Consider the following 17,400-nt stretch of genomic DNA (forward strand, 5'->3'; position numbering starts at 1 on the left):
GTGTCCGAGCACCAGTTGAATCTGGGCGTGGTCTGGGACCAGGTGGTCCGGGAGCTGTCGGACGGCACGCTTTCGCCTCAGCAGCGGGCCTGGATGCGAGTCACCCGCCCGATCGGCCTGCTCGACGGCACGGCTCTGCTCGCCGCCCCGAGCGACTTCGCGAAGGAAGCGATCGAGCGCGCCCTGCGGGACCCGATCACGCACGCGCTCTCGCGCCGGCTCGGCCGTCCCGTATCGCTGGCCGTGAAGGTCGACACCGCCGAGGTGACCCCGCCCCCGCCACCACCGCCCGCCCCGTACCCGTCACCCGCCCGGGTGGAAACGGCGCCTGTCGCCGCGGCCGAGGCGCCGGTGATGCCCCCGAAGATGCCTCCGCTCGACGACGGCATGCTCCCGCCGCTGCGGCGGGTCCGCGCGCACCCGGCGGAACCGGCGAAGGCCGTCCTGCCTGAGGACGACGGTGACGAGGAAGTCGACGAAGAGGGCGAGGCGCTGGCCGCCGCGCACGAGATCTGGCCGATGTTCTCCGGCCAGCCGAGCGCGGGCCAGCCATACACCGCACCGGCCCAGCCGGAGACGTCGAAGACGCGGCTCAACGAGAAGTACACGTTCGACACGTTCGTCATCGGCGCGTCCAACCGCTTCGCGCACGCGGCGGCGTTCGCCGTCGCCGAGGCGCCGTCCCGCGCGTACAACCCGCTGTTCATCTGGGGCGAGTCGGGGCTGGGCAAGACGCACCTGCTACACGCCGTCGGGCACTACGCGCAGCGGCTCTTCCCCGGCATGCGCGTGCGCTACGTCTCGACCGAAGAGTTCACCAACGACTTCATCAACTCGCTGCGCGACGACCGGAAGGTGGCGTTCCAGCGCCGCTACCGGGACATCGACATCCTGCTCGTCGACGACATCCAGTTCCTGGAAGGCAAGGAAGGTACTCAGGAGGAGTTTTTCCACACCTTCAACACGCTGCACAACTCGAACAAGCAGATCGTGGTGTCCTCGGACCGGCCGCCGAAGCGGCTGGAGACCCTGGAGGACCGGCTGCGCACGCGGTTCGAGTGGGGCCTCATCACCGACATCCAGCCGCCCGAACTGGAGACGCGCATCGCGATCCTCCGCAAGAAGGCGGCGCAGGACCGGCTGGCCGTGCCGGGTGACGTGCTCGAGTTCATCGCCTCGCGCGTGGAGGCGAACATCCGCGAACTGGAGGGCGCGCTCATCCGCGTCACCGCGTTCGCGTCGCTGAACCAGCAGCCGGTGGACGTCGGTCTCGCGGAGATCGTGCTGCGTGACCTGATCCCGGACTCGCAGGCGCCGGAGATCAGCGCGCCGACGATCATGGCCACCACGGCCGAGTTCTTCGACGTGACGGTCGACGACCTGTGCGGCCCCGGCAAGACGAAAGCGCTTGCCACGGCGCGGCAGATCGCGATGTACCTGTGCCGTGAACTGACGGACATGTCGCTGCCGAAGATCGGGCAGACGTTCGGCGGCCGCGACCACACGACCGTCATGCACGCGGACAAGAAGATCCGCAAGGAGATGGCCGAGCGCAGGCGGATCTACGACCAGGTCCAGGAACTCACCGCGCGCATCAAACAGCGCGCCCGTCAGTAGCCCGTTCCGCGCACACCGCTTCGATCGCCGCGATCGCGCGGCGATCGGCCACTGCTCCGCACTCCCGCGCCGCGACGGACGCGGGTTGCCGCGCAACGGAATCCGCACCACCTCGTGCTGCGGCGGCAGGGGAGCGAGCCGCGGCACGAGGCACACCCCGAGCCCGGCGGCGACGAGCGCGGACACCGCGAACCACTCCTTGGCTTCGTGCGTGATGTGCGGCGTGAAACCGGCGGCGGCGCAAGCGACCTGCAGGAGCACTCACGTGTCGTTGTGGCGCGGCTTCACGATCCACGGTTCACGCGCGGCGTCGGCGAATTCCACCGCGTCCTGCCGCGTCAGCGGATGCCCTGCGGCGATGAGGAGATCCTGCGGTTAGTCGAGCAGCGGCCACTGCGTGAAGCGGGGTCGTCGACGGCGTTACTTCGGGCGTGGGCAGCACGACAGCGATGTCGGCCGCTTCGGCGAGCAACAGCTCGTAGCAGTCAGCGCTTTCCTCTTCTATTAGGCGCGCGGTCAGCCGCGGGTGCTCCCGCCGTAGCCGCGTGACCGCCGGACCGAGCAACGCGGCGACCGTCGAGGAGACGCCGCACATGCGCACGGTGCCGGCCTCCTCGCCGACGGACAGGTCGGCCCGCGCTCGTTCCCATTGCGCGAACAGCGAATCCGCGTGTTCGAGCAGCACGACCGCGGCAGGGGTCAACCGGACGCGGCGCCCGTCGCGCGCAGCAGTTCGACACCGACCTCTTCGGCGAGCAACCGGAGTTGCTGCGAGACCACCGACGGGGTCAGGTGCAGCGCGTCCGCGGTGGCCGTGACGGTGCCGTGCTCGGCCAGTACCCGGAGGACGCTCAGGCGCCGGAGGTCGATCATGTAGTGGAGGCTAAAGAGTTCCGTGCACGAAGTCTCGATGGATATCCGGCGGCTCCGCGCCAAGACTCGGAAAGCATAAGAGCCGCACTTCTCGTCCTCGGCAGCGTCGTCAGCGTCCAGACCGGGCAGGCGTTCGGGAAGCAGCTCTTCGCCGCGGCAGGCCCAGGCGGGGTGGTCGCGTTGCGGCTCTCCGTCGCCGCGCTCGTCCTACTGGCGATCCACCGCCCGGCGTTGCCGTCACGCCGGAACCTTCCGCCGGTGCTGGGTTTCGGCGTGGCGATCGCCGGGATGAACGTGATCTACCCGGCGCTGGGTTTCCTGCCGCTGGGTGTGGCGAGCGCGTTGCAATCGCTCGGTCCGCTCGGGGGTCGCGGTGGCGACGGCACGGCGTGCGCGTGACGCCGGTTTCGCTCTGGTCGCCGCGTTCGGGGTGTGGCGTTCCATTCGCCGTCCGGGACGACGCTTCCGGCGGCGGGAGTCGCGCTCGCTCTGCTGTCCGCGGTGTCGATGGGCGGATACCTGGTGCTGAGCCGGAAAGTCGGCGCGAGTGTCCCGGATGGATCGATCCTCGCGCTCGCGGTGACGGTGGCCGCGATCCTCACCCTGCCCTTCGGTGTGACCGCGCCGGTGTGGCGGCCTTCCTTGCTGCTGGCGGGATTCGGCGTCGCGGTCCTGTCGGCTGTGATCCCGTACTCGCTCGATCTCGCCGCGCTGCGCCGGGTTCCACCGCGCACGGTCGCGCTGCTGGAGAGCCTCGAAGCGGCGGTGGCGGGAGTGGCCGGCGCCCTCGTGCTCGGCGAGCGACTGCCGCCCGCCGTATGGGCCGGGATCGCTTGTGTGACAGCGAGTGCGGCCGCGGCGGGCCGCGCTGCGGCGCGGAGTCTGTGATCCCAGTAACGAGAACGCATCGATCGACGCGAGCGCGGTCACCCACCGGGTTGGTTCCACGGCGACCGCGTCTGTGCGCGGCCATGGGGACGAACATCCCCACAACTGGGGACAGTTCTGTGGACAGCTGGGGACAACTGTGGATCATTTGGGGACCGCCCGAAGTTGTCCACGGACGGCCCGAGTTGTCCACCGGTAGTACTCCACAGATGTCCACACCCCGCCGCGCGAGCGGACCTGCGACGACGGCAGTAGTCCCCAGAATCCACAGCCCCTATTACTGTCACTGCCCTTGGTTTTTTCTCAAGAAGTCCTTCGGAGAAAAACAGGGGGCTGTGGACATGGGGACAGAGCCCCGAGAAAGATCGTCTTATCGACAAATCGATGGGCTGCCCCGAGTGACGCCGGTGCCGCTCACGTTCTAACGTGGGTATCCACACCCAGCCCGCTCGTCGTTGGCGACATCGGCACCGGGCCACACCACACTGCGAGATCCCTGGTCAGCGCGCTGCTCGAGGCCTGCCCGGGGACGTTTGTCGATCTTCTCGGGCCGCGATGAGGGGCTCGGCTGTCGAAAGGATGGGCACATGAAGATCCGCGTCGAGCGCGACGGGCTCGCGGACGCCGTCGCGTGGGTGGCACGCAGCCTGCCGTCGAGGCCACCGGTCCCGGTCCTGGGCGGGGTGCTGCTCGACGCCGGATCGGACGGCTCCACCGACGCCCTCACCGTCTCCGGCTTCGACTACGAGGTCTCCGCGACGGTTGGCGTCCCGGCGACGATCGCCGACGGCGGGCGGCTGCTGGTGTCCGGGCGGCTGCTCGCCGACATCACCAAGGCGCTCCCGGCCCAGCCGGTCGAGATCTCCGTCGAGGGCTCCCGCGCCTCCATCACGTGCGGCAGTGCCCGGTTCAGCCTGCCGACCATGCCGGTTGAGGACTACCCGCAGCTGCCGGCCCAGCCGACGTTCGCTGGCGAGGTCGCGGGCGAGGCGTTCGGCCAGGCGGTCACCCAGGTCGCCGTCGCGGCCGGCAAGGACGACACCCTGCCGATGCTGACCGGTATGCGGCTGGAGATCTCCGGCAACTCGCTCACCCTCGTCGCCACCGACCGCTTCCGACTGGCGATGCGCGAGTTCGCGTGGGAGCCCGCCGAGGGGCTGGCCGACGCCGCGGTGCTCGTCCCGGCGCGCACGCTCGCCGAGGCGGCCAAGTCGCTCGGCACCGCGGGCAACAAGGTTTCCGTCGGGCTCGCCAGCGGCGAGGGCCTGCTCGGTCTGTCCGGCAACGGCCGCTACACGACCACCCGGCTGCTCGACGCCGAGTTCCCGCCATACCGGCAGCTCCTCCCGAACCAGCACTCGTCCCGCGCCGTGATCGAGGTGTCCCCGCTCTCGGAGGCGATCAAACGTGTGTCGCTGGTGGCGGAGCGGGGGACCCAGGTCCGGCTGGAGTTCGGCGACAACTCGCTGCGCCTGTCGGCCGGCGGCGACGACGAGGGCAGCGCCGAAGAGGAGCTGCCGGTGGAGTACGAAGGCGAGCCGGTGACGATCGCGTTCAACCCGGGCTACCTCGTCGACGGCCTGGGCGCGCTGCACCACGACCGCGCCGAGCTGACATTCACCACCCCGAACCGTCCGGCTTTGATCAAGCCGGCCGACGAGCAGGGCCAGGTCGTTCCTGGTTACCTCTATCTACTGATGCCGGTCCGCCTACCCGGCTGACCGCGACGGAGAAAGCACGAAGGGGAGTTCCATGGTTCAGCTGGGACTGGTCGGCCTCGGCCGGATGGGCTTCAACATGCGCGAGCGGCTGCGCGCCGCCGGGCACGAGGTGGTCGGCTACGACCGCAACCAGGCGGTCTCGGACTCGACCTCGCTCGCCGACATGGTGTCCAAACTGGACGCGCCGCGCACCGTCTGGGTGATGGTCCCCGCGGGCGGGCCGACGCGCGAGACGGTGGCCGAGCTGGGTGAGCTGCTCGCCGAGGGCGATCTGGTGATCGACGGCGGCAACTCCCGGTTCACCGACGACAAGCACAACGCCGAGGTGCTGTCCGCCAAGGGCATCGGCTACCTCGACTGCGGTGTGTCCGGTGGCGTGTGGGGCAAGGAGAACGGCTACGGCCTGATGGTCGGCGGCGACAAGGAGCTCGTCGAGCGCGCCATGCCGATCTTCGACGCGCTGCGCCCGGACGGCCCGCGCGAGGAGGGCTTCTCGCACGCCGGCTCGGTCGGCGCCGGCCACTACGCGAAGATGATCCACAACGGCATCGAGTACGGCCTGATGCAGGCCTACGCCGAGGGCTTCGAGCTGCTCGAGGCCGCGAAGGTCGTCGAGGACGTGCCGGCCGTGATCAAGGGCTGGCAGCGCGGCACCGTCGTCCGGTCCTGGCTGCTCGACCTGCTGGTGCGTGCGCTGGACGAGGACCCGGAGCTGGACGACCTTGAGGGGTACGTCGAGGACTCCGGCGAGGGCCGGTGGACGCTGGAGGAGGCCATCAACAACGCGGTGCCGGCGCCGGTCATCTCGGCCGCGCTGTTCGCGCGGTTCGCCTCGCGGCGGAAGGACTCGTCCGCGATGCGCGCCGTCGCCGCGCTGCGCAACCAGTTCGGCGGTCACGCCGTGAAGAAGGCCGGCGAGTAGGCACCCAGCCGTGCACATACGGCACCTGCAGGTCACCGACTTCCGTTCCTGGGAGCATGCTGACCTGCCGCTCACCCCCGGACCGACGGTCCTCGTCGGCCAGAACGGCCGTGGGAAGACCAACCTGCTGGAGGCGATCGGCTACCTGGCGACCCTCGGGTCGCACCGGGTCGCGACGGACGCCCCGCTGGTGCGGCACGGATGTGAGCGGGCACTCGTGCGGGCGGCCGTGGTCAACGAGGACCGCGAGCTGACCGTCGAGCTGGAGATCAACCCCGGCCGGGCGAACCGCGCCAGGGTCAACCGGGGGGCGGTCGGCAAGCCGCGGGACATCCTCGGGATCCTGCGCACCGTGTTGTTCTCCCCGGAGGACCTGGCGCTGGTGCGTGGCGACCCCGGCGAGCGCCGCCGGTTCATGGACGAGCTGCTGGTGCAGCGCGCACCCCGGTACGCGGGGGTGCGCGCCGACTACGAGCGGATCCTCAAGCAGCGCAACGCGTTGTTGAAGACGGCGGGCAAGAAGAAGGGCGCCGCGCGCGACGACCCGTACGCGCTGTCGACCCTGGAGGTGTGGGACAACCACCTCTCGGTGGTCGGCGCCCAGCTGCTCGCCGCCCGGCTGGACCTGGTCGCCGACCTCGGGCCGCACACCACCGCGGCCTACGCCGGGGTGGCGCCCGACTCGCGGCCGGCCAAGATCTCCTACCGGTCCAGCCTGGGCGCGGCACTGCCCGAGGGGTACGGGGTTCCGGACGGGAAACGCGCCGAACCGGAGGTCCTCACCGGTATCCTGGTGGAGGCGATGGCGCAGGTGCGGCAGCAGGAGCTGGAACGGGGGATCAGCCTGGTCGGGCCGCACCGCGACGAGCTGGAAATCGTCCTCGGGGAGGCCCCTGCGAAGGGCTACGCGAGCCATGGGGAATCCTGGTCGTTCGCCCTCGCGCTGCGGCTGGCGTCCTACGAGCTGCTGCGGCGGGAAGCGGGTGAACCGGTGCTCCTGCTCGACGACGTCTTCGCCGAGCTCGACCGGCGGCGCCGGTCGCGGCTGGCCGAGGTGGCCGCCGGCGCTGAACAGGTGCTGGTCACCGCGGCGGTGGACGAGGACGTCCCCGAGGAACTGGCCGGGGTCCGGTTCACCGTCGCCGACGGGGAGGTGCGCAGTGCCTGACGACAAACGGCCCGATGAGCCACAGCGAGTGACCGGGGCCACACGAGTTACCCACCGATCTGGGGACAACTCTGTGGATAGTGTGGATAACACGGTGAACGCGTTATCGCCCCGCGTGACCAAGCGGCCGAACGAGCGATCTTCAACGAACGGCGAAGCCGCCAGTACTCCCCAGAAGAGTGGATCAGACACGGACGGTGATGTCACGGCTGAGCCGAACGGGAACACTACCGGACGTGATCTCGTCCGCTCCGCGCTGGCCGCCGCTCGCGCCAAGGCCGACGCCAGGGGCACCGAGCCGGGCAGGCGGAAGTTCGAGCTCGGCGGCCAGAGCCCGCGCCGGCGCCGTTGGTCGGGAGCGGGCCCGGACGCCCGCGACCCGCAGCCGTTCGGCCGCCTCGTCGGGCGGCTGGTCGCCGAACGCGGCTGGCAGGAGCGCGTGACCAGCAGCCGGGTCTTCGGCGAGTGGGTCCGCCTGGTCGGCGAGGACGTCGCCGAGCACGCCCAGCCGGTGACGTTGAAGGACGGCGAGCTCACCGTCCGCGCCGACTCGACCGCGTGGGCCACGCAACTGCGGCTGCTCCAGAGCCAGCTCATCGCCAAGATCGCCGCCGGGGTCGGGCACGGTGTGGTCAAGCGCATGCGCATCCACGGCCCGACCGCCCCGAGCTGGCGGAAGGGCCCGCGGCACGTGCCCGGTCGCGGGCCGCGCGACACCTATGGGTGACTGAGCGCGTCGTATCGCGGCCCGACCCCCGCCGGATAGCGCCGGACCCGTCCACGCTCGCGTTCGGGCCTCTGTGACGAAATCAGGGGTGTCCTTGCGGCATGTCAGCAGAGCTGGCCAAGTAGGATGGAAGGGAGTGGGGAGTCCCTTGGGCAAGACTGAGGAGAAAGCAGGCTCGTGGCAGCTCAGCAGAACGACTACAACGCGTCCTCCATCACGGTGCTCGAGGGTCTCGAGGCGGTCCGCAAGCGGCCAGGCATGTACATCGGTTCCACCGGTGAACGCGGTCTGCACCACCTGATCTGGGAGGTCGTGGACAACTCGGTCGACGAGGCCATGGCCGGCTACGCGACGAAGGTCGAGGTCACCCTCCTGGCCGACGGCGGCGTCCGCGTCGTCGACGACGGCCGCGGCATCCCCGTCGAGGAGCACCCGGTCCACAAGAAGTCGACGCTGGAGATCGTGCACACCGTGCTGCACGCCGGCGGCAAGTTCGACAGCGAGAGCTACGCGGTCTCCGGCGGTCTGCACGGCGTCGGCGTCTCCGTGGTCAACGCCCTGTCCAGGGCGCTCGACGTCGAGGTCTCCCGTGACGGCAAGAAGTGGCGCCAGCACTACGACCACTCCAAGCCCGGCGCGCTGGAGGAGGTCGGCCCCGCCGAGGGCACCGGCACCTCCACCACGTTCTGGGCCGACCCGGACATCTTCGAGACTACGACGTACAACGCCGAGACGGTCTCGCGCCGCCTGCAGGAGATGGCCTTCCTGAACAAGGGCCTGAGCATCACGTTGCGCGACGAGCGGGTCACCGAGGCGGAGACCGAGGCCGACGTCGACGGCAAGCAGGCGCGGGTCAAGGAGCGCGTCTACCACTACCCGGGCGGGCTCGAGGACTTCGTCAAGCACATCAACGGCTCGAAGGACCCGATCCACTCCAGCATCATCTGCTTCGACGCCAAGGGCGACGGCCTTGAGGTCGAGGTCGCGATGCAGTGGAACAACTCGTTCACGCCGTCGGTGCACACCTTCGCCAACACGATCAACACCCACGAGGGTGGGACCCACGAGGAGGGCTTCCGCGCTGCGCTGACCCGCGTGGTCAACGCATACGCGCGGGACAAGAAACTCCTCAAGGAGAAGGACGAGAACCTCTCCGGTGACGACGTGCGCGAGGGCCTGACCGCGATCATCTCGATCAAGCTGGCCGAGCCGCAGTTCGAGGGCCAGACCAAGACCAAGCTGGGCAACAGCGAGGCCAAGTCGTTCGTCCAGTCCAAGACCAACGAGTGGCTGTCCGACTGGTTCGAGCGCAACCCGGCCGAGGCCAAGACGATCATCAACAAGGCGCTGTCCAGCGCGCAGGCGCGGATGGCCGCCCGCCGGGCGCGTGACCTGGTGCGCCGCAAGGGCGCGCTGGAGATCGGCGGCCTGCCCGGCAAGCTCAAGGACTGCCAGTCGACCAACCCGGAGGAGTGCGAGCTCTACATCGTGGAGGGTGACTCCGCGGGCGGGTCGGCCAAGGAGGGGCGGGAGTCGCGGTTCCAGGCGATCCTGCCGATCCGGGGCAAGATCATCAACGTGGAGAAGGCCCGCATCGACCGGGTGCTCAAGAACAACGAGGTCCAGTCGCTGATCACCGCGCTGGGCACCGGCATCCACGACGACTTCGACCTGTCCAAGCTGCGGTACCACAAGATCGTGCTGATGGCCGACGCCGACGTCGACGGCCAGCACATCCGCACCCTGCTGCTGACGCTGCTGTTCCGGTTCATGCGCCCGCTGATCGAGCACGGCCACGTCTACCTCGCGCAGCCGCCGCTCTACAAGATCAAGTGGCCGCGGTCGGAGCCGGAGTACGCGTACTCGGACAAGGAGCGCGACGGCCTGCTCGCCGCCGGCGCCGAGGCCGGGCGGAAGCTGCCGAAGGAAGACGGCATCCAGCGGTACAAGGGTCTCGGCGAGATGAACGCCGAAGAGCTGTGGGAGACCACGATGGACCCGTCCCGCCGGCTGCTGCTGCAGGTCACGCTGGACGACGCCGCGGCGGCGGACGAGCTGTTCAGCGTTCTGATGGGCGAGGACGTCGAAGCCCGGCGCTCGTTCATCACCCGCAACGCCAAGGACGTCCGCTTCCTCGACGTGTAGCGCGCCCCGCCTCCGATTCCCATTCGTCAGTAGAAGGACCCCATGACGGAAACCTTGCCGCCGGAACACGACCGCACCGAGCCGGTCGACATCCAGCAGGAGATGCAGCGCTCGTACATCGAATACGCGATGAGCGTGATCGTGTCGCGGGCGCTGCCGGACGTGCGGGACGGCCTCAAGCCGGTGCACCGCCGCGTCCTCTACTCGATGTACGACTCCGGGTTCCGGCCCGAGCGCGGGTACAACAAGTGCTCGCGCGTGGTCGGCGACGTGATGGGCAACTACCACCCGCACGGCGACTCGGCGATCTACGACGCGCTCGTGCGACTGGCCCAGCCGTGGTCGATGCGCTACCCGCTGATCGACGGCCAGGGCAACTTCGGCTCGCCGGGCAACGACCCCGCGGCGGCCATGCGGTACACCGAGTCGCGGCTCGACCCGCTGGCCATGGAGATGCTGCGGGACATCGAAGAGGAGACCGTCGACTTCTCGCCCAACTACGACGGGCGCACGCAGGAGCCGGACGTCCTGCCGTCGCGGATCCCGAACCTGCTGGTCAACGGCACGTCGGGCATCGCGGTCGGCATGGCGACCAACATCCCGCCGCACAACCTGCGCGAGGTGGCCGAGGGCGTCGTGTGGGCGCTGGACAACTGGGAGGCCGGCGACGACGAGACGCTGGCCGCGCTCATGCAGCGCATCAAGGGCCCGGACTTCCCGACGAAGGGCCTGATCCTGGGCAACTCCGGGATCGAGGACGCTTACCGCACCGGCCGCGGTTCGATCCGGATGCGTGCGGTGGTCGAGGTCGAGGAGGACTCCCGCGGCCGCACCACCCTGGTCGTCACCGAGCTGCCCTACCAGGTCAACCCGGACAACCTGGTGGAGAACATCGCGAGCCTGGTGCGCGACGGGAAGCTGACCGGCATCGCGGACATCGCCGACGAGTCCAACAGCCGTCGCGGCATGCGGATCGTGGTCACGCTCAAGCGGGACGCGGTCGCCAAGGTCGTGCTGAACAACCTCTACAAGCACACCCAGCTGCAGTACAACTTCGGTGTCAACATGCTGGCGCTGGTCGACGGCGTGCCCCGCACGCTGCGGCTGGACCAGGTCGTCCGGCACTACGTCAAGCACCAGATCGAGGTCATCGTCCGGCGGACCCGGTTCCGCCTGCGCAAGGCCGAGGAACGCGCCCACATCCTGCGTGGTCTGGTCAAGGCGCTGGACCAGCTGGACGAGGTCATCGCGTTGATCCGCCGGTCGCCGACGGTCGACGAGGCGCGCACCGGCCTGATCGAGCTGCTGGACATCGACGAGATCCAGGCCACCGCGATCCTGGACATGCAGCTGCGCAGGCTGGCCGCCCTGGAGCGGCAGAAGATCGTCGACGAGCTGGCCGAGATCGAGCTGAAGATCGCCGACCTGCAGGACATCCTGGACAAGCCGGAGCGGCAGCGGCAGATCGTCAAGGACGAGCTGACCGAGATCGTCGACAAGTTCGGCGACGACCGGCGCACGCAGATCATCCCGTTCGACGGCGACGTGTCGGTCGAGGATCTGATCGCGGTCGAGGACGTGGTGGTCACGATCACGCGCACCGGCTACGCGAAGCGCACCAAGACCGACCTGTACCGCTCGCAGCGCCGTGGCGGCAAGGGCGTGCAGGGCGCGCAGCTCAAGCAGGACGACATCGTCCAGCACTTCTTCGTGTGCTCGACGCACGACTGGATCCTGTTCTTCACGAACAAGGGCCGCGTCTACCGCGCGAAGGCGTACGAGCTGCCCGAGGCCAACCGCGCCGCGCGCGGTCAGCACGTCGCGAACCTGCTGGCGTTCCAGCCGGACGAGACGATCGCGCAGATCATCGAGATCCCGAACTACGAGGTCGCGCCGTACCTGGTGCTGGCCACGAAGAAGGGCCTGGTCAAGAAGACGCGGTTGAGCGAGTTCGACTCGAACCGCTCCGGCGGCCTGATCGGCATCAACCTGCGCGAGGGCGACGAGCTGGTCGGTGCGGTGCTCGCCGGCCCGGAGGACGACCTGCTGCTGGTGTCGGCCGAGGGCCAGTCGATCCGCTTCCACGCCACCGACGAGACGCTGCGCCCGATGGGCCGCCCCACGTCGGGTGTGCTGGGCATGCGGTTCAACGACGGCGACGAGCTGCTCGCGCTGAACGTGGTCAAGCCGGACAAGTTCCTGCTGGTCGCGACCGACGGCGGTTACGCCAAGCGGACGCCGATCGAGGACTACCCGGTGCAGGGCCGCGGCGGCAAGGGCGTGCTGACCATCCAACACGACCGCAAGCGTGGCAGGCTGGTGGGGGCGCTCATCGTCGACGCCGACGACGAGCTCTACGCCATCACCTCCAGCGGCGGCGTCATCCGCACGCCCGCGGACCAGGTGCGCAAGGCGGGCAGGCAGACGAAGGGCGTGCGGTTGATCAACCTGGGCGAGGGGACGACTCTCCTCGCGGTCGCACGCAACGCTGATGAGCCCTCGGGCGTCGGTAATGGTGAAGGCAACGGAGGAACCGAAGAACCCGTCTCGGAAGAGAGCTAAGTGACGACACCGGAGAACCCCGAACAGCACGGTGCGCAGACCGGTGACGCGGGCACGCCGCCCTGGCAGCGGCTGAGCCGCGACGCCGGTCAGGGCACGACGACCGACCCCAAGGCCGGCGGATACCGGGACGGGTGGTCGTCGGAAGGCCAGGCCGAGAAAACTGTGCTGTACTCGAACGGTGACGACCAGCCGGTCGTCACCGGTTCGGCGGCGCAGGGTCTGTTCGGCAACCCCGCGGCGCGCGACGACGCGTTGTCAGGGTTGAGGGGGCAGGAAACGGTGAGCGTCGCCAGTGCCGGCACGAAGGGACGTTCGACGCCCAGCGCACTGCGCCGCCCCGGCCGCGGCCCGCGGCGGGCGAGCCTGCAGATCAAGCGGTTCGACCCGTGGTCGGTGCTGAAGCTGTCGCTGGTTCTCGGTGTCGCGCTGTTCTTCGTGTGGCTGGTGGCCGTCGGCGTGCTGTACACGGTGCTCGACGGCATGGGCGTGTGGGACAAGCTGAACGGCACCTACTCGTCCCTGGTGTCCGGCGAGGGCGCCGGCGTGACCAACGAACCGCTCATCAGCGCCGGCCGGGTGTTCGGCATCGCGGCCATCCTCGGCGCGATCAACATCGTGCTGCTCTCCGCGCTGGCCACTGTGAGCGCGTTCATCTACAACGTGTCCGCCGACCTGGCCGGAGGCCTAGAGGTGACCCTGTCGGAACGCGAGTAGAAGGCATGTTGTAGTCTTCTCTCCGTTCGAGGGCCCATAGCTCAGGCGGTTAGAGCGCTTCGCTGATAACGAAGAGGTCGGAGGTTCAAGTCCTCCTGGGCCCACCACCACCCCGGTAGCGCTGATCAGGCAAGACAGCGCCACCGGGGTTTTGTGGTTCTAGCGGGCGAGCCGGACTTGTGGCCAACCTTGTGGCCAAACGGCCTGATTTCCGTGGTGAGTGGGGGCGTCAGGCGGCTTCTAGTGTGACCTCCACCGCATCTGTCCCGAAGCCAGGCGTACCGAGGAACAGGTTGCTGATCTCCTGAGCTGCGGCCTGATCGAGTTCCGGGATGTCCGCGGTGTAGAGGTCCAGGGTGAACGCGACCGTGGCGTGACCCAGCCGGGTGCTGACGATCTTGGGATGGACCCCGGCCCGCAGCGCCGTGGTGGCGTAGGTGTGCCTGAGTTCATGCAGGGTCAGGTGCGGCAGCCCCAGCCGGTCGGCGATACGGGCCAGCCACTCGGTGATCGTGTCCGGGTAGATCGGCCGCCCATCCTCCCAGCAGAACACCAGGCCGTGGTCCTGGTACGCGTCGGCCCAGGTCGCCTTCTCGGCCTGGATCATCTCCACGTGGGTGAGCAAGGCGGCCACTGTCGCCTTGTCCAGCGAGAGGCGACGACGGCTCCGGCGCGACTTGCCAAACCCCTGTCGAACTTTGCCGTTCGTGACCACCCTCGTCGTCCTCACCGCAAGCGCCCCGTTGTCGAGGTCCAGCCCGTCCAAGCGGAGGCCGGCGACTTCCGAGCGGCGCATTCCGGTCGTAGCCAGCAGCAGCCACATCGCGTAGAGGCGGTCCGACTGGACGGCCGTGAGGAACCGTCGTAGCTCCGTCGGGGTCCAGGTCCGGTGGCCTCGATTCTCCGGGGACGGAGCCTTGACAGCCGCTACGGGATTCGTGGGTACGTACTTCCAGGTCACCGCATCGGCGAAGGCTGACCTGAGCATGATGTGGACCGAACGCACCGTCTTCTTGCTCAGGCCGTTCGTTTCGCCGGTCGGCGTGCGTCCGGCGCGGAACCTCCGCATCGCCTTGTAGGCCGCGTCGTGCGTCACTCCGACCTCCCGGGCTAGCTCCCGCGCGCTGATCTCATCACCGCGGCCAGTCACCTCCTGCCAGATTCTGAACATCTCTCCGTTCGTGTCGCGCTTCCTCCGGCCGCTGTTGAGCAGGTGCTCGTAGAGGGAGGTCACGGTGACTGCGTCGATGTCCTGGAGGCGCTTCTTACCGATCACCGGGATGACGTACGCGCGAGCCAAGGTCTCATAGTTGTTCGCCGTCGTCGGTGACCCGATGCTGTTGCGCATCCTCGGGAACCACTCCTCGAAGAACTGGGCGACTGTCCGTTTCGACGGCTTGGTGAGCTGGCCCTCCCGCAGTTTGGCCTGCGCCTCGGCCATCTTTTCCCACGCCTCGTCCTCGGACTCGAAGCCGCTTTTCCGGATCCGGTTCCGTTCACCGGTCAGCGGGTCCGCCGGACCGTCGAACGCGAACGCCCACTTGTTGCCGCGTCGAGTGACCGAACCGGGGATACCGCGGCGCTTCCTGGTACGTGGCATCAGGCGGCCTCCTCACCAATCGTGGGCAGCTCGGACTCGTCGACTTCAAGTAGCGCGGCGAGGCCAGAGCGCAGGACGAAGACCCGGCGGCCGAAGCGACGCACAGGCAGCTCACCGGCAGCGGCGTACCGGTATGCGGACGCACGGCTGAGCCCGAGGAGCTGGGCGGCGGTCGGCAGCGGGATCAATGGCGGAAGGGACTGACCAGCCGTCGTGGTTACCGATCCTGCGGTGTCCATGTGGTGTGCTCCCATGAGTCGAACTGGGTGTGGTCGAGGGGGCATGTAGGGGTGGTCAGGCGTTGTTGCCGACGACTTTGAGGGGGGTTGCCGTCCCAGCCGTACCAGCCTCGTTTTTGCTGGTCAGGGGCGGTACGGCTTTTTTGCTGGTACGGCTTGAGCCGTACCACTCGTCAAGCCGTACCGGGTCTGAGCTGGGGTTATGAGGCTGGTACGGCTGGGACGGCTCACCCCCTCCGGACGTGTCGAGATCGGGTGCGTAGCGGCTCCAGGCGTCGGCGAAGTCGGCGCGCTGGTAGCCCTTGGCCTGCCCGCTGCCGGGGAAGCGGATGGTGGCCGAGCGGATGCCGTACTCCTTGAGCAGCGACCCGAGTTTCATGGCGGTGAGCCCGGTCGGACCGAACTCCCGCCACGGGGACTCCTCCAGCCCGCGCAGGCGGTGCAGCAGCTCGGCGGTGGGCAGGGCGAGGTCGTCGGCGAAGGCGGTGCGGCAGTCGATGAGCAGCCGCAGCCGGTCGGAGATTTCCCCGGTCTCGTTGTGCTCCCGGGTCATCTCCACGGCGGCGGTGCGGGCACGTTCGGGCCAGTCGCCCCCGGCGTGGTCGGCGACGGCCACCAGCGGCTCCCACGTGTCGGCGGCCCGGTCCTCAACGGGCATGGCCGGTTCGGCGCGCTCGAGGACGGCCATGTCGCCGCGCAGCCACTCGGTGAGCCGCTGCGCGAGCGCCCGGAGCGGTTCCCGGTCGCGGCGAGCGCGGTAGGGGAAGGTCTTCTCCCCGGAGGCGCGGCGGCGCATGTGCACGACCACGGCGCGGTCCTCGATGGTGTCGGGCATCGCCCCGATCCCGGCGAGCGCGGCCATCGCGAACGTGGGGATGGTCACGACCTTGGAGGTGGCGGCGTCGTAGCGCAGCGCTGGCCGGCCGCGCTGGTGTCCGGCGTTGAGCAGCCCCCGCAGGTCCTCGTTGTCCCCGGCCTTGGGGCCGAAGATGGTGTCGGCCTCGTCCACCAGCAGCACCGGCGGGTCCGGGGTGATCGAGCGGTACACCGCGGCCGGGCTGGCGTTGACCGTGATCAGCGGGTCGTGGCAGGTGGCCTCCACGATGTCGAGCAGCCGCGACTTGCCGCACCGCCGCTCCGGTGCCCGGATCACCAGCCGCGGGGCGTGTGCCCAGGCGGGTTGGACGTGGGTGGCGGCGATCCAGAGGACGACAGCGTCGGTGGCCTGTTCGGAGGGCATGACCACGTAGCGGGTCAGGGCGTCGTGGAGCTGGGCGAGCAGTGTCGCTCCGGGGTTGGCGGTCATCAGGCGGCCACCTCCAGGTGGGTCGGGGCCGTCGTGGCGGCCTGGTAGCGGGTCCACAGTTCGTCGATGGCTGCGGTGTCGTCGGCCAGCTCCCGCAGCACGGCAGTGGGCGAGCTGGACGCGGCCTGCTCGATGCGGCGGGCGTGGGCGAGCAGCGCGCGCCGCCACGCGGCCTCCAGCAGCACGGCCTTGAGGTGGTGAGCCAGCTCAGGCGGCGGGGCGTCGCGGAAGGTGTCAACGAGCCAGCCGGACAGCCACTCGCGGCGCTTCTCACCCGGTGCCTGGCCGGTGGCGAGGGCGTGGGCGTAGAGGGTGACCGGGGCCGGGGTGTGGTCGGCGGCCACGACCTCGATGGCGAGTTGGAGGACGTGGGCGGCCATGCCGCCGGTGAAGTCGGTCGCGCGCATCCCGGCCAGCACCCGTCGCGCGGGGCGGGCGGGCATCTGCATCAGGCAGCCGAGGAACTGGCGCTCCGGGTCGGTCAGGGCGTCTGTCGCTGTGGCGGTAGGCATGGACAACCTTTCGCGAGTGCGGACGGTCTTGGGGGCTGCCGGGCCGCCCGGAGGCGGTGTCGCGGACGGCCCGGCAGGGTCGGTGGCTACTTGCGCTTGCGGGCTGCGTGAATGGCCTCGCACTGCGGGCAGGCCGGGCTGGTGAACCAGGGCGACTTCGCGTCACCACGCGGGATCGTGAGCCCGCAGAGGGTCTTCACGTCGCCGGTCCACCAGGACTTGGTTCCGCGGTGCACCAAGGGCTTGTTGCTTCCCATCGAGGCGTGTCCTTTCCAGACGGTGGGCTACTTGTTGGCGCAGATGGAGCACATGACCTGGTCGGCCGGGAGCTGCGCGCCGCAGTCGGGGCAGGTGGCGACGAAGGCGGCGATCAGGCGGGCGAGGCGGGCAGTCATCGAACCTC

At 69.3% G+C, this 17,400-nt stretch carries 17 protein-coding genes, 1 tRNA gene and 1 pseudogene; 11 read left to right on the forward strand and 8 right to left on the reverse strand.

What is annotated here, in order from left to right:
* On the forward strand, nucleotides 1–1,617 hold the full coding sequence (gene dnaA / locus AMETH_RS00005) for a chromosomal replication initiator protein DnaA (protein WP_017985947.1): 1,617 nt from the start codon (nucleotides 1–3) through the stop codon (nucleotides 1,615–1,617).
* Between the two features lie 135 nt (nucleotides 1,618–1,752).
* Here the strand turns inward: dnaA and AMETH_RS39500 are convergent.
* The 3 genes and pseudogenes from AMETH_RS39500 to AMETH_RS39510 form a co-directional block, all read right to left on the reverse strand.
* Nucleotides 1,753–1,878, reverse strand: a pseudogene (locus tag AMETH_RS39500) (LysR substrate-binding domain-containing protein); the annotation flags it as partial.
* A gap of 37 nt (nucleotides 1,879–1,915) precedes the next feature.
* Nucleotides 1,916–2,320: a LysR substrate-binding domain-containing protein gene (locus AMETH_RS39505; protein ID WP_223843013.1), complete on the reverse strand. Its 405-nt coding sequence runs from the start codon at nucleotides 2,318–2,320 to the stop codon at nucleotides 1,916–1,918.
* On the reverse strand, nucleotides 2,317–2,490 hold the full coding sequence (locus AMETH_RS39510) for a LysR family transcriptional regulator (protein WP_017985948.1): 174 nt from the start codon (nucleotides 2,488–2,490) through the stop codon (nucleotides 2,317–2,319). The genes AMETH_RS39505 and AMETH_RS39510 overlap by 4 nt, the downstream gene beginning before the upstream one ends.
* A 180-nt stretch (nucleotides 2,491–2,670) precedes the next feature.
* On the opposite strand from AMETH_RS39510, the gene AMETH_RS39515 reads away from it, so the two are divergent.
* The 10 genes from AMETH_RS39515 (at nucleotide 2,671) to AMETH_RS00055 (ending at nucleotide 13,447) form a co-directional block, all read left to right on the forward strand.
* Nucleotides 2,671–2,889: a hypothetical protein gene (locus tag AMETH_RS39515; protein WP_223843014.1), complete on the forward strand. Its 219-nt coding sequence runs from the start codon at nucleotides 2,671–2,673 to the stop codon at nucleotides 2,887–2,889.
* Nucleotides 2,890–2,922: 33 nt separating this feature from the next.
* Nucleotides 2,923–3,378 (forward strand): EamA family transporter, encoded by a 456-nt coding sequence (locus AMETH_RS39520; protein ID WP_017985950.1) that lies wholly within the window; start codon nucleotides 2,923–2,925, stop codon nucleotides 3,376–3,378.
* Between the two features lie 587 nt (nucleotides 3,379–3,965).
* Nucleotides 3,966–5,099, forward strand: coding sequence for a DNA polymerase III subunit beta (dnaN, locus tag AMETH_RS00020; protein WP_017985951.1), 1,134 nt, complete (start codon nucleotides 3,966–3,968; stop codon nucleotides 5,097–5,099).
* Between the two features lie 31 nt (nucleotides 5,100–5,130).
* Nucleotides 5,131–6,021 carry a phosphogluconate dehydrogenase (NAD(+)-dependent, decarboxylating) gene (gnd, locus tag AMETH_RS00025; RefSeq protein ID WP_017985952.1) on the forward strand — a complete coding sequence of 297 codons (891 nt, stop codon included), beginning with the start codon at nucleotides 5,131–5,133 and terminating at the stop codon, nucleotides 6,019–6,021.
* A gap of 10 nt (nucleotides 6,022–6,031) precedes the next feature.
* Nucleotides 6,032–7,189: a DNA replication/repair protein RecF gene (gene recF, locus AMETH_RS00030; protein WP_017985953.1), complete on the forward strand. Its 1,158-nt coding sequence runs from the start codon at nucleotides 6,032–6,034 to the stop codon at nucleotides 7,187–7,189.
* Nucleotides 7,190–7,304: 115 nt separating this feature from the next.
* On the forward strand, nucleotides 7,305–7,916 hold the full coding sequence (locus AMETH_RS00035; protein ID WP_017985954.1) for a DciA family protein: 612 nt from the start codon (nucleotides 7,305–7,307) through the stop codon (nucleotides 7,914–7,916).
* A 177-nt stretch (nucleotides 7,917–8,093) separates the two neighbouring features.
* Nucleotides 8,094–10,061: a DNA topoisomerase (ATP-hydrolyzing) subunit B gene (gyrB, locus tag AMETH_RS00040; RefSeq protein ID WP_017985955.1), complete on the forward strand. Its 1,968-nt coding sequence runs from the start codon at nucleotides 8,094–8,096 to the stop codon at nucleotides 10,059–10,061.
* Nucleotides 10,062–10,103: 42 nt separating this feature from the next.
* A complete protein-coding gene (gene gyrA / locus AMETH_RS00045) occupies nucleotides 10,104–12,623 on the forward strand; it encodes a DNA gyrase subunit A (RefSeq protein ID WP_017985956.1) in 2,520 nt (839 codons plus the stop codon).
* A complete protein-coding gene (locus AMETH_RS00050) occupies nucleotides 12,624–13,340 on the forward strand; it encodes a DUF3566 domain-containing protein (protein ID WP_017985957.1) in 717 nt (238 codons plus the stop codon).
* 30 nt (nucleotides 13,341–13,370) lie between these two features.
* Nucleotides 13,371–13,447: transfer RNA gene (locus AMETH_RS00055), tRNA-Ile, on the forward strand.
* A gap of 122 nt (nucleotides 13,448–13,569) precedes the next feature.
* On the opposite strand, the gene AMETH_RS00060 is transcribed toward AMETH_RS00055, so the two are convergent.
* From AMETH_RS00060 to AMETH_RS38485, 5 genes are all read right to left on the reverse strand, one after another.
* Nucleotides 13,570–14,940 (reverse strand): site-specific integrase, encoded by a 1,371-nt coding sequence (locus AMETH_RS00060; RefSeq protein ID WP_017985958.1) that lies wholly within the window; start codon nucleotides 14,938–14,940, stop codon nucleotides 13,570–13,572.
* Nucleotides 14,940–15,179, reverse strand: a complete 240-nt coding sequence (locus tag AMETH_RS00065) for a helix-turn-helix domain-containing protein (protein WP_051079477.1) — start codon at nucleotides 15,177–15,179, stop codon at nucleotides 14,940–14,942. The genes AMETH_RS00060 and AMETH_RS00065 overlap by 1 nt, the downstream gene beginning before the upstream one ends.
* 55 nt (nucleotides 15,180–15,234) lie before the next feature.
* Entirely contained in the window at nucleotides 15,235–16,485 is a 1,251-nt protein-coding gene (locus tag AMETH_RS00070) for a DUF3631 domain-containing protein (RefSeq protein ID WP_026153658.1), read from the reverse strand.
* The gene (locus AMETH_RS00075; RefSeq protein ID WP_017985960.1) at nucleotides 16,485–16,997 is read right to left on the reverse strand and encodes a hypothetical protein; all 513 of its coding nucleotides are present in this window, start codon (nucleotides 16,995–16,997) and stop codon (nucleotides 16,485–16,487) included. The genes AMETH_RS00070 and AMETH_RS00075 overlap by 1 nt, the downstream gene beginning before the upstream one ends.
* A gap of 86 nt (nucleotides 16,998–17,083) precedes the next feature.
* The gene (locus AMETH_RS38485; RefSeq protein ID WP_017985961.1) at nucleotides 17,084–17,254 is read right to left on the reverse strand and encodes a hypothetical protein; all 171 of its coding nucleotides are present in this window, start codon (nucleotides 17,252–17,254) and stop codon (nucleotides 17,084–17,086) included.
* Between the last annotated feature and the right edge of the window lie 146 nt (nucleotides 17,255–17,400).

The organism is Amycolatopsis methanolica 239, from assembly GCF_000739085.1.
Lineage (GTDB): Bacteria > Actinomycetota > Actinomycetes > Mycobacteriales > Pseudonocardiaceae > Amycolatopsis_E > Amycolatopsis_E methanolica.

What these genes read in the sequence shown, in the direction of transcription:
- AMETH_RS00075 (WP_017985960.1), bottom strand. Translation starts at nt 16,997, where the DNA reads ATGCCTACCGCCACAGCGACAGACGCCCTGACCGACCCGGAGCGCCAG.
- gyrA (WP_017985956.1), top strand. Translation starts at nt 10,104, where the DNA reads ATGACGGAAACCTTGCCGCCGGAACACGACCGCACCGAGCCGGTCGAC.
- AMETH_RS39510 (WP_017985948.1), bottom strand. Translation starts at nt 2,490, where the DNA reads ATGATCGACCTCCGGCGCCTGAGCGTCCTCCGGGTACTGGCCGAGCAC.
- AMETH_RS38485 (WP_017985961.1), bottom strand. Translation starts at nt 17,254, where the DNA reads ATGGGAAGCAACAAGCCCTTGGTGCACCGCGGAACCAAGTCCTGGTGG.
- AMETH_RS00065 (WP_051079477.1), bottom strand. Translation starts at nt 15,179, where the DNA reads ATGGACACCGCAGGATCGGTAACCACGACGGCTGGTCAGTCCCTTCCG.
- AMETH_RS00070 (WP_026153658.1), bottom strand. Translation starts at nt 16,485, where the DNA reads ATGACCGCCAACCCCGGAGCGACACTGCTCGCCCAGCTCCACGACGCC.
- gnd (WP_017985952.1), top strand. Translation starts at nt 5,131, where the DNA reads ATGGTTCAGCTGGGACTGGTCGGCCTCGGCCGGATGGGCTTCAACATG.
- dnaN (WP_017985951.1), top strand. Translation starts at nt 3,966, where the DNA reads ATGAAGATCCGCGTCGAGCGCGACGGGCTCGCGGACGCCGTCGCGTGG.
- AMETH_RS00060 (WP_017985958.1), bottom strand. Translation starts at nt 14,940, where the DNA reads ATGCCACGTACCAGGAAGCGCCGCGGTATCCCCGGTTCGGTCACTCGA.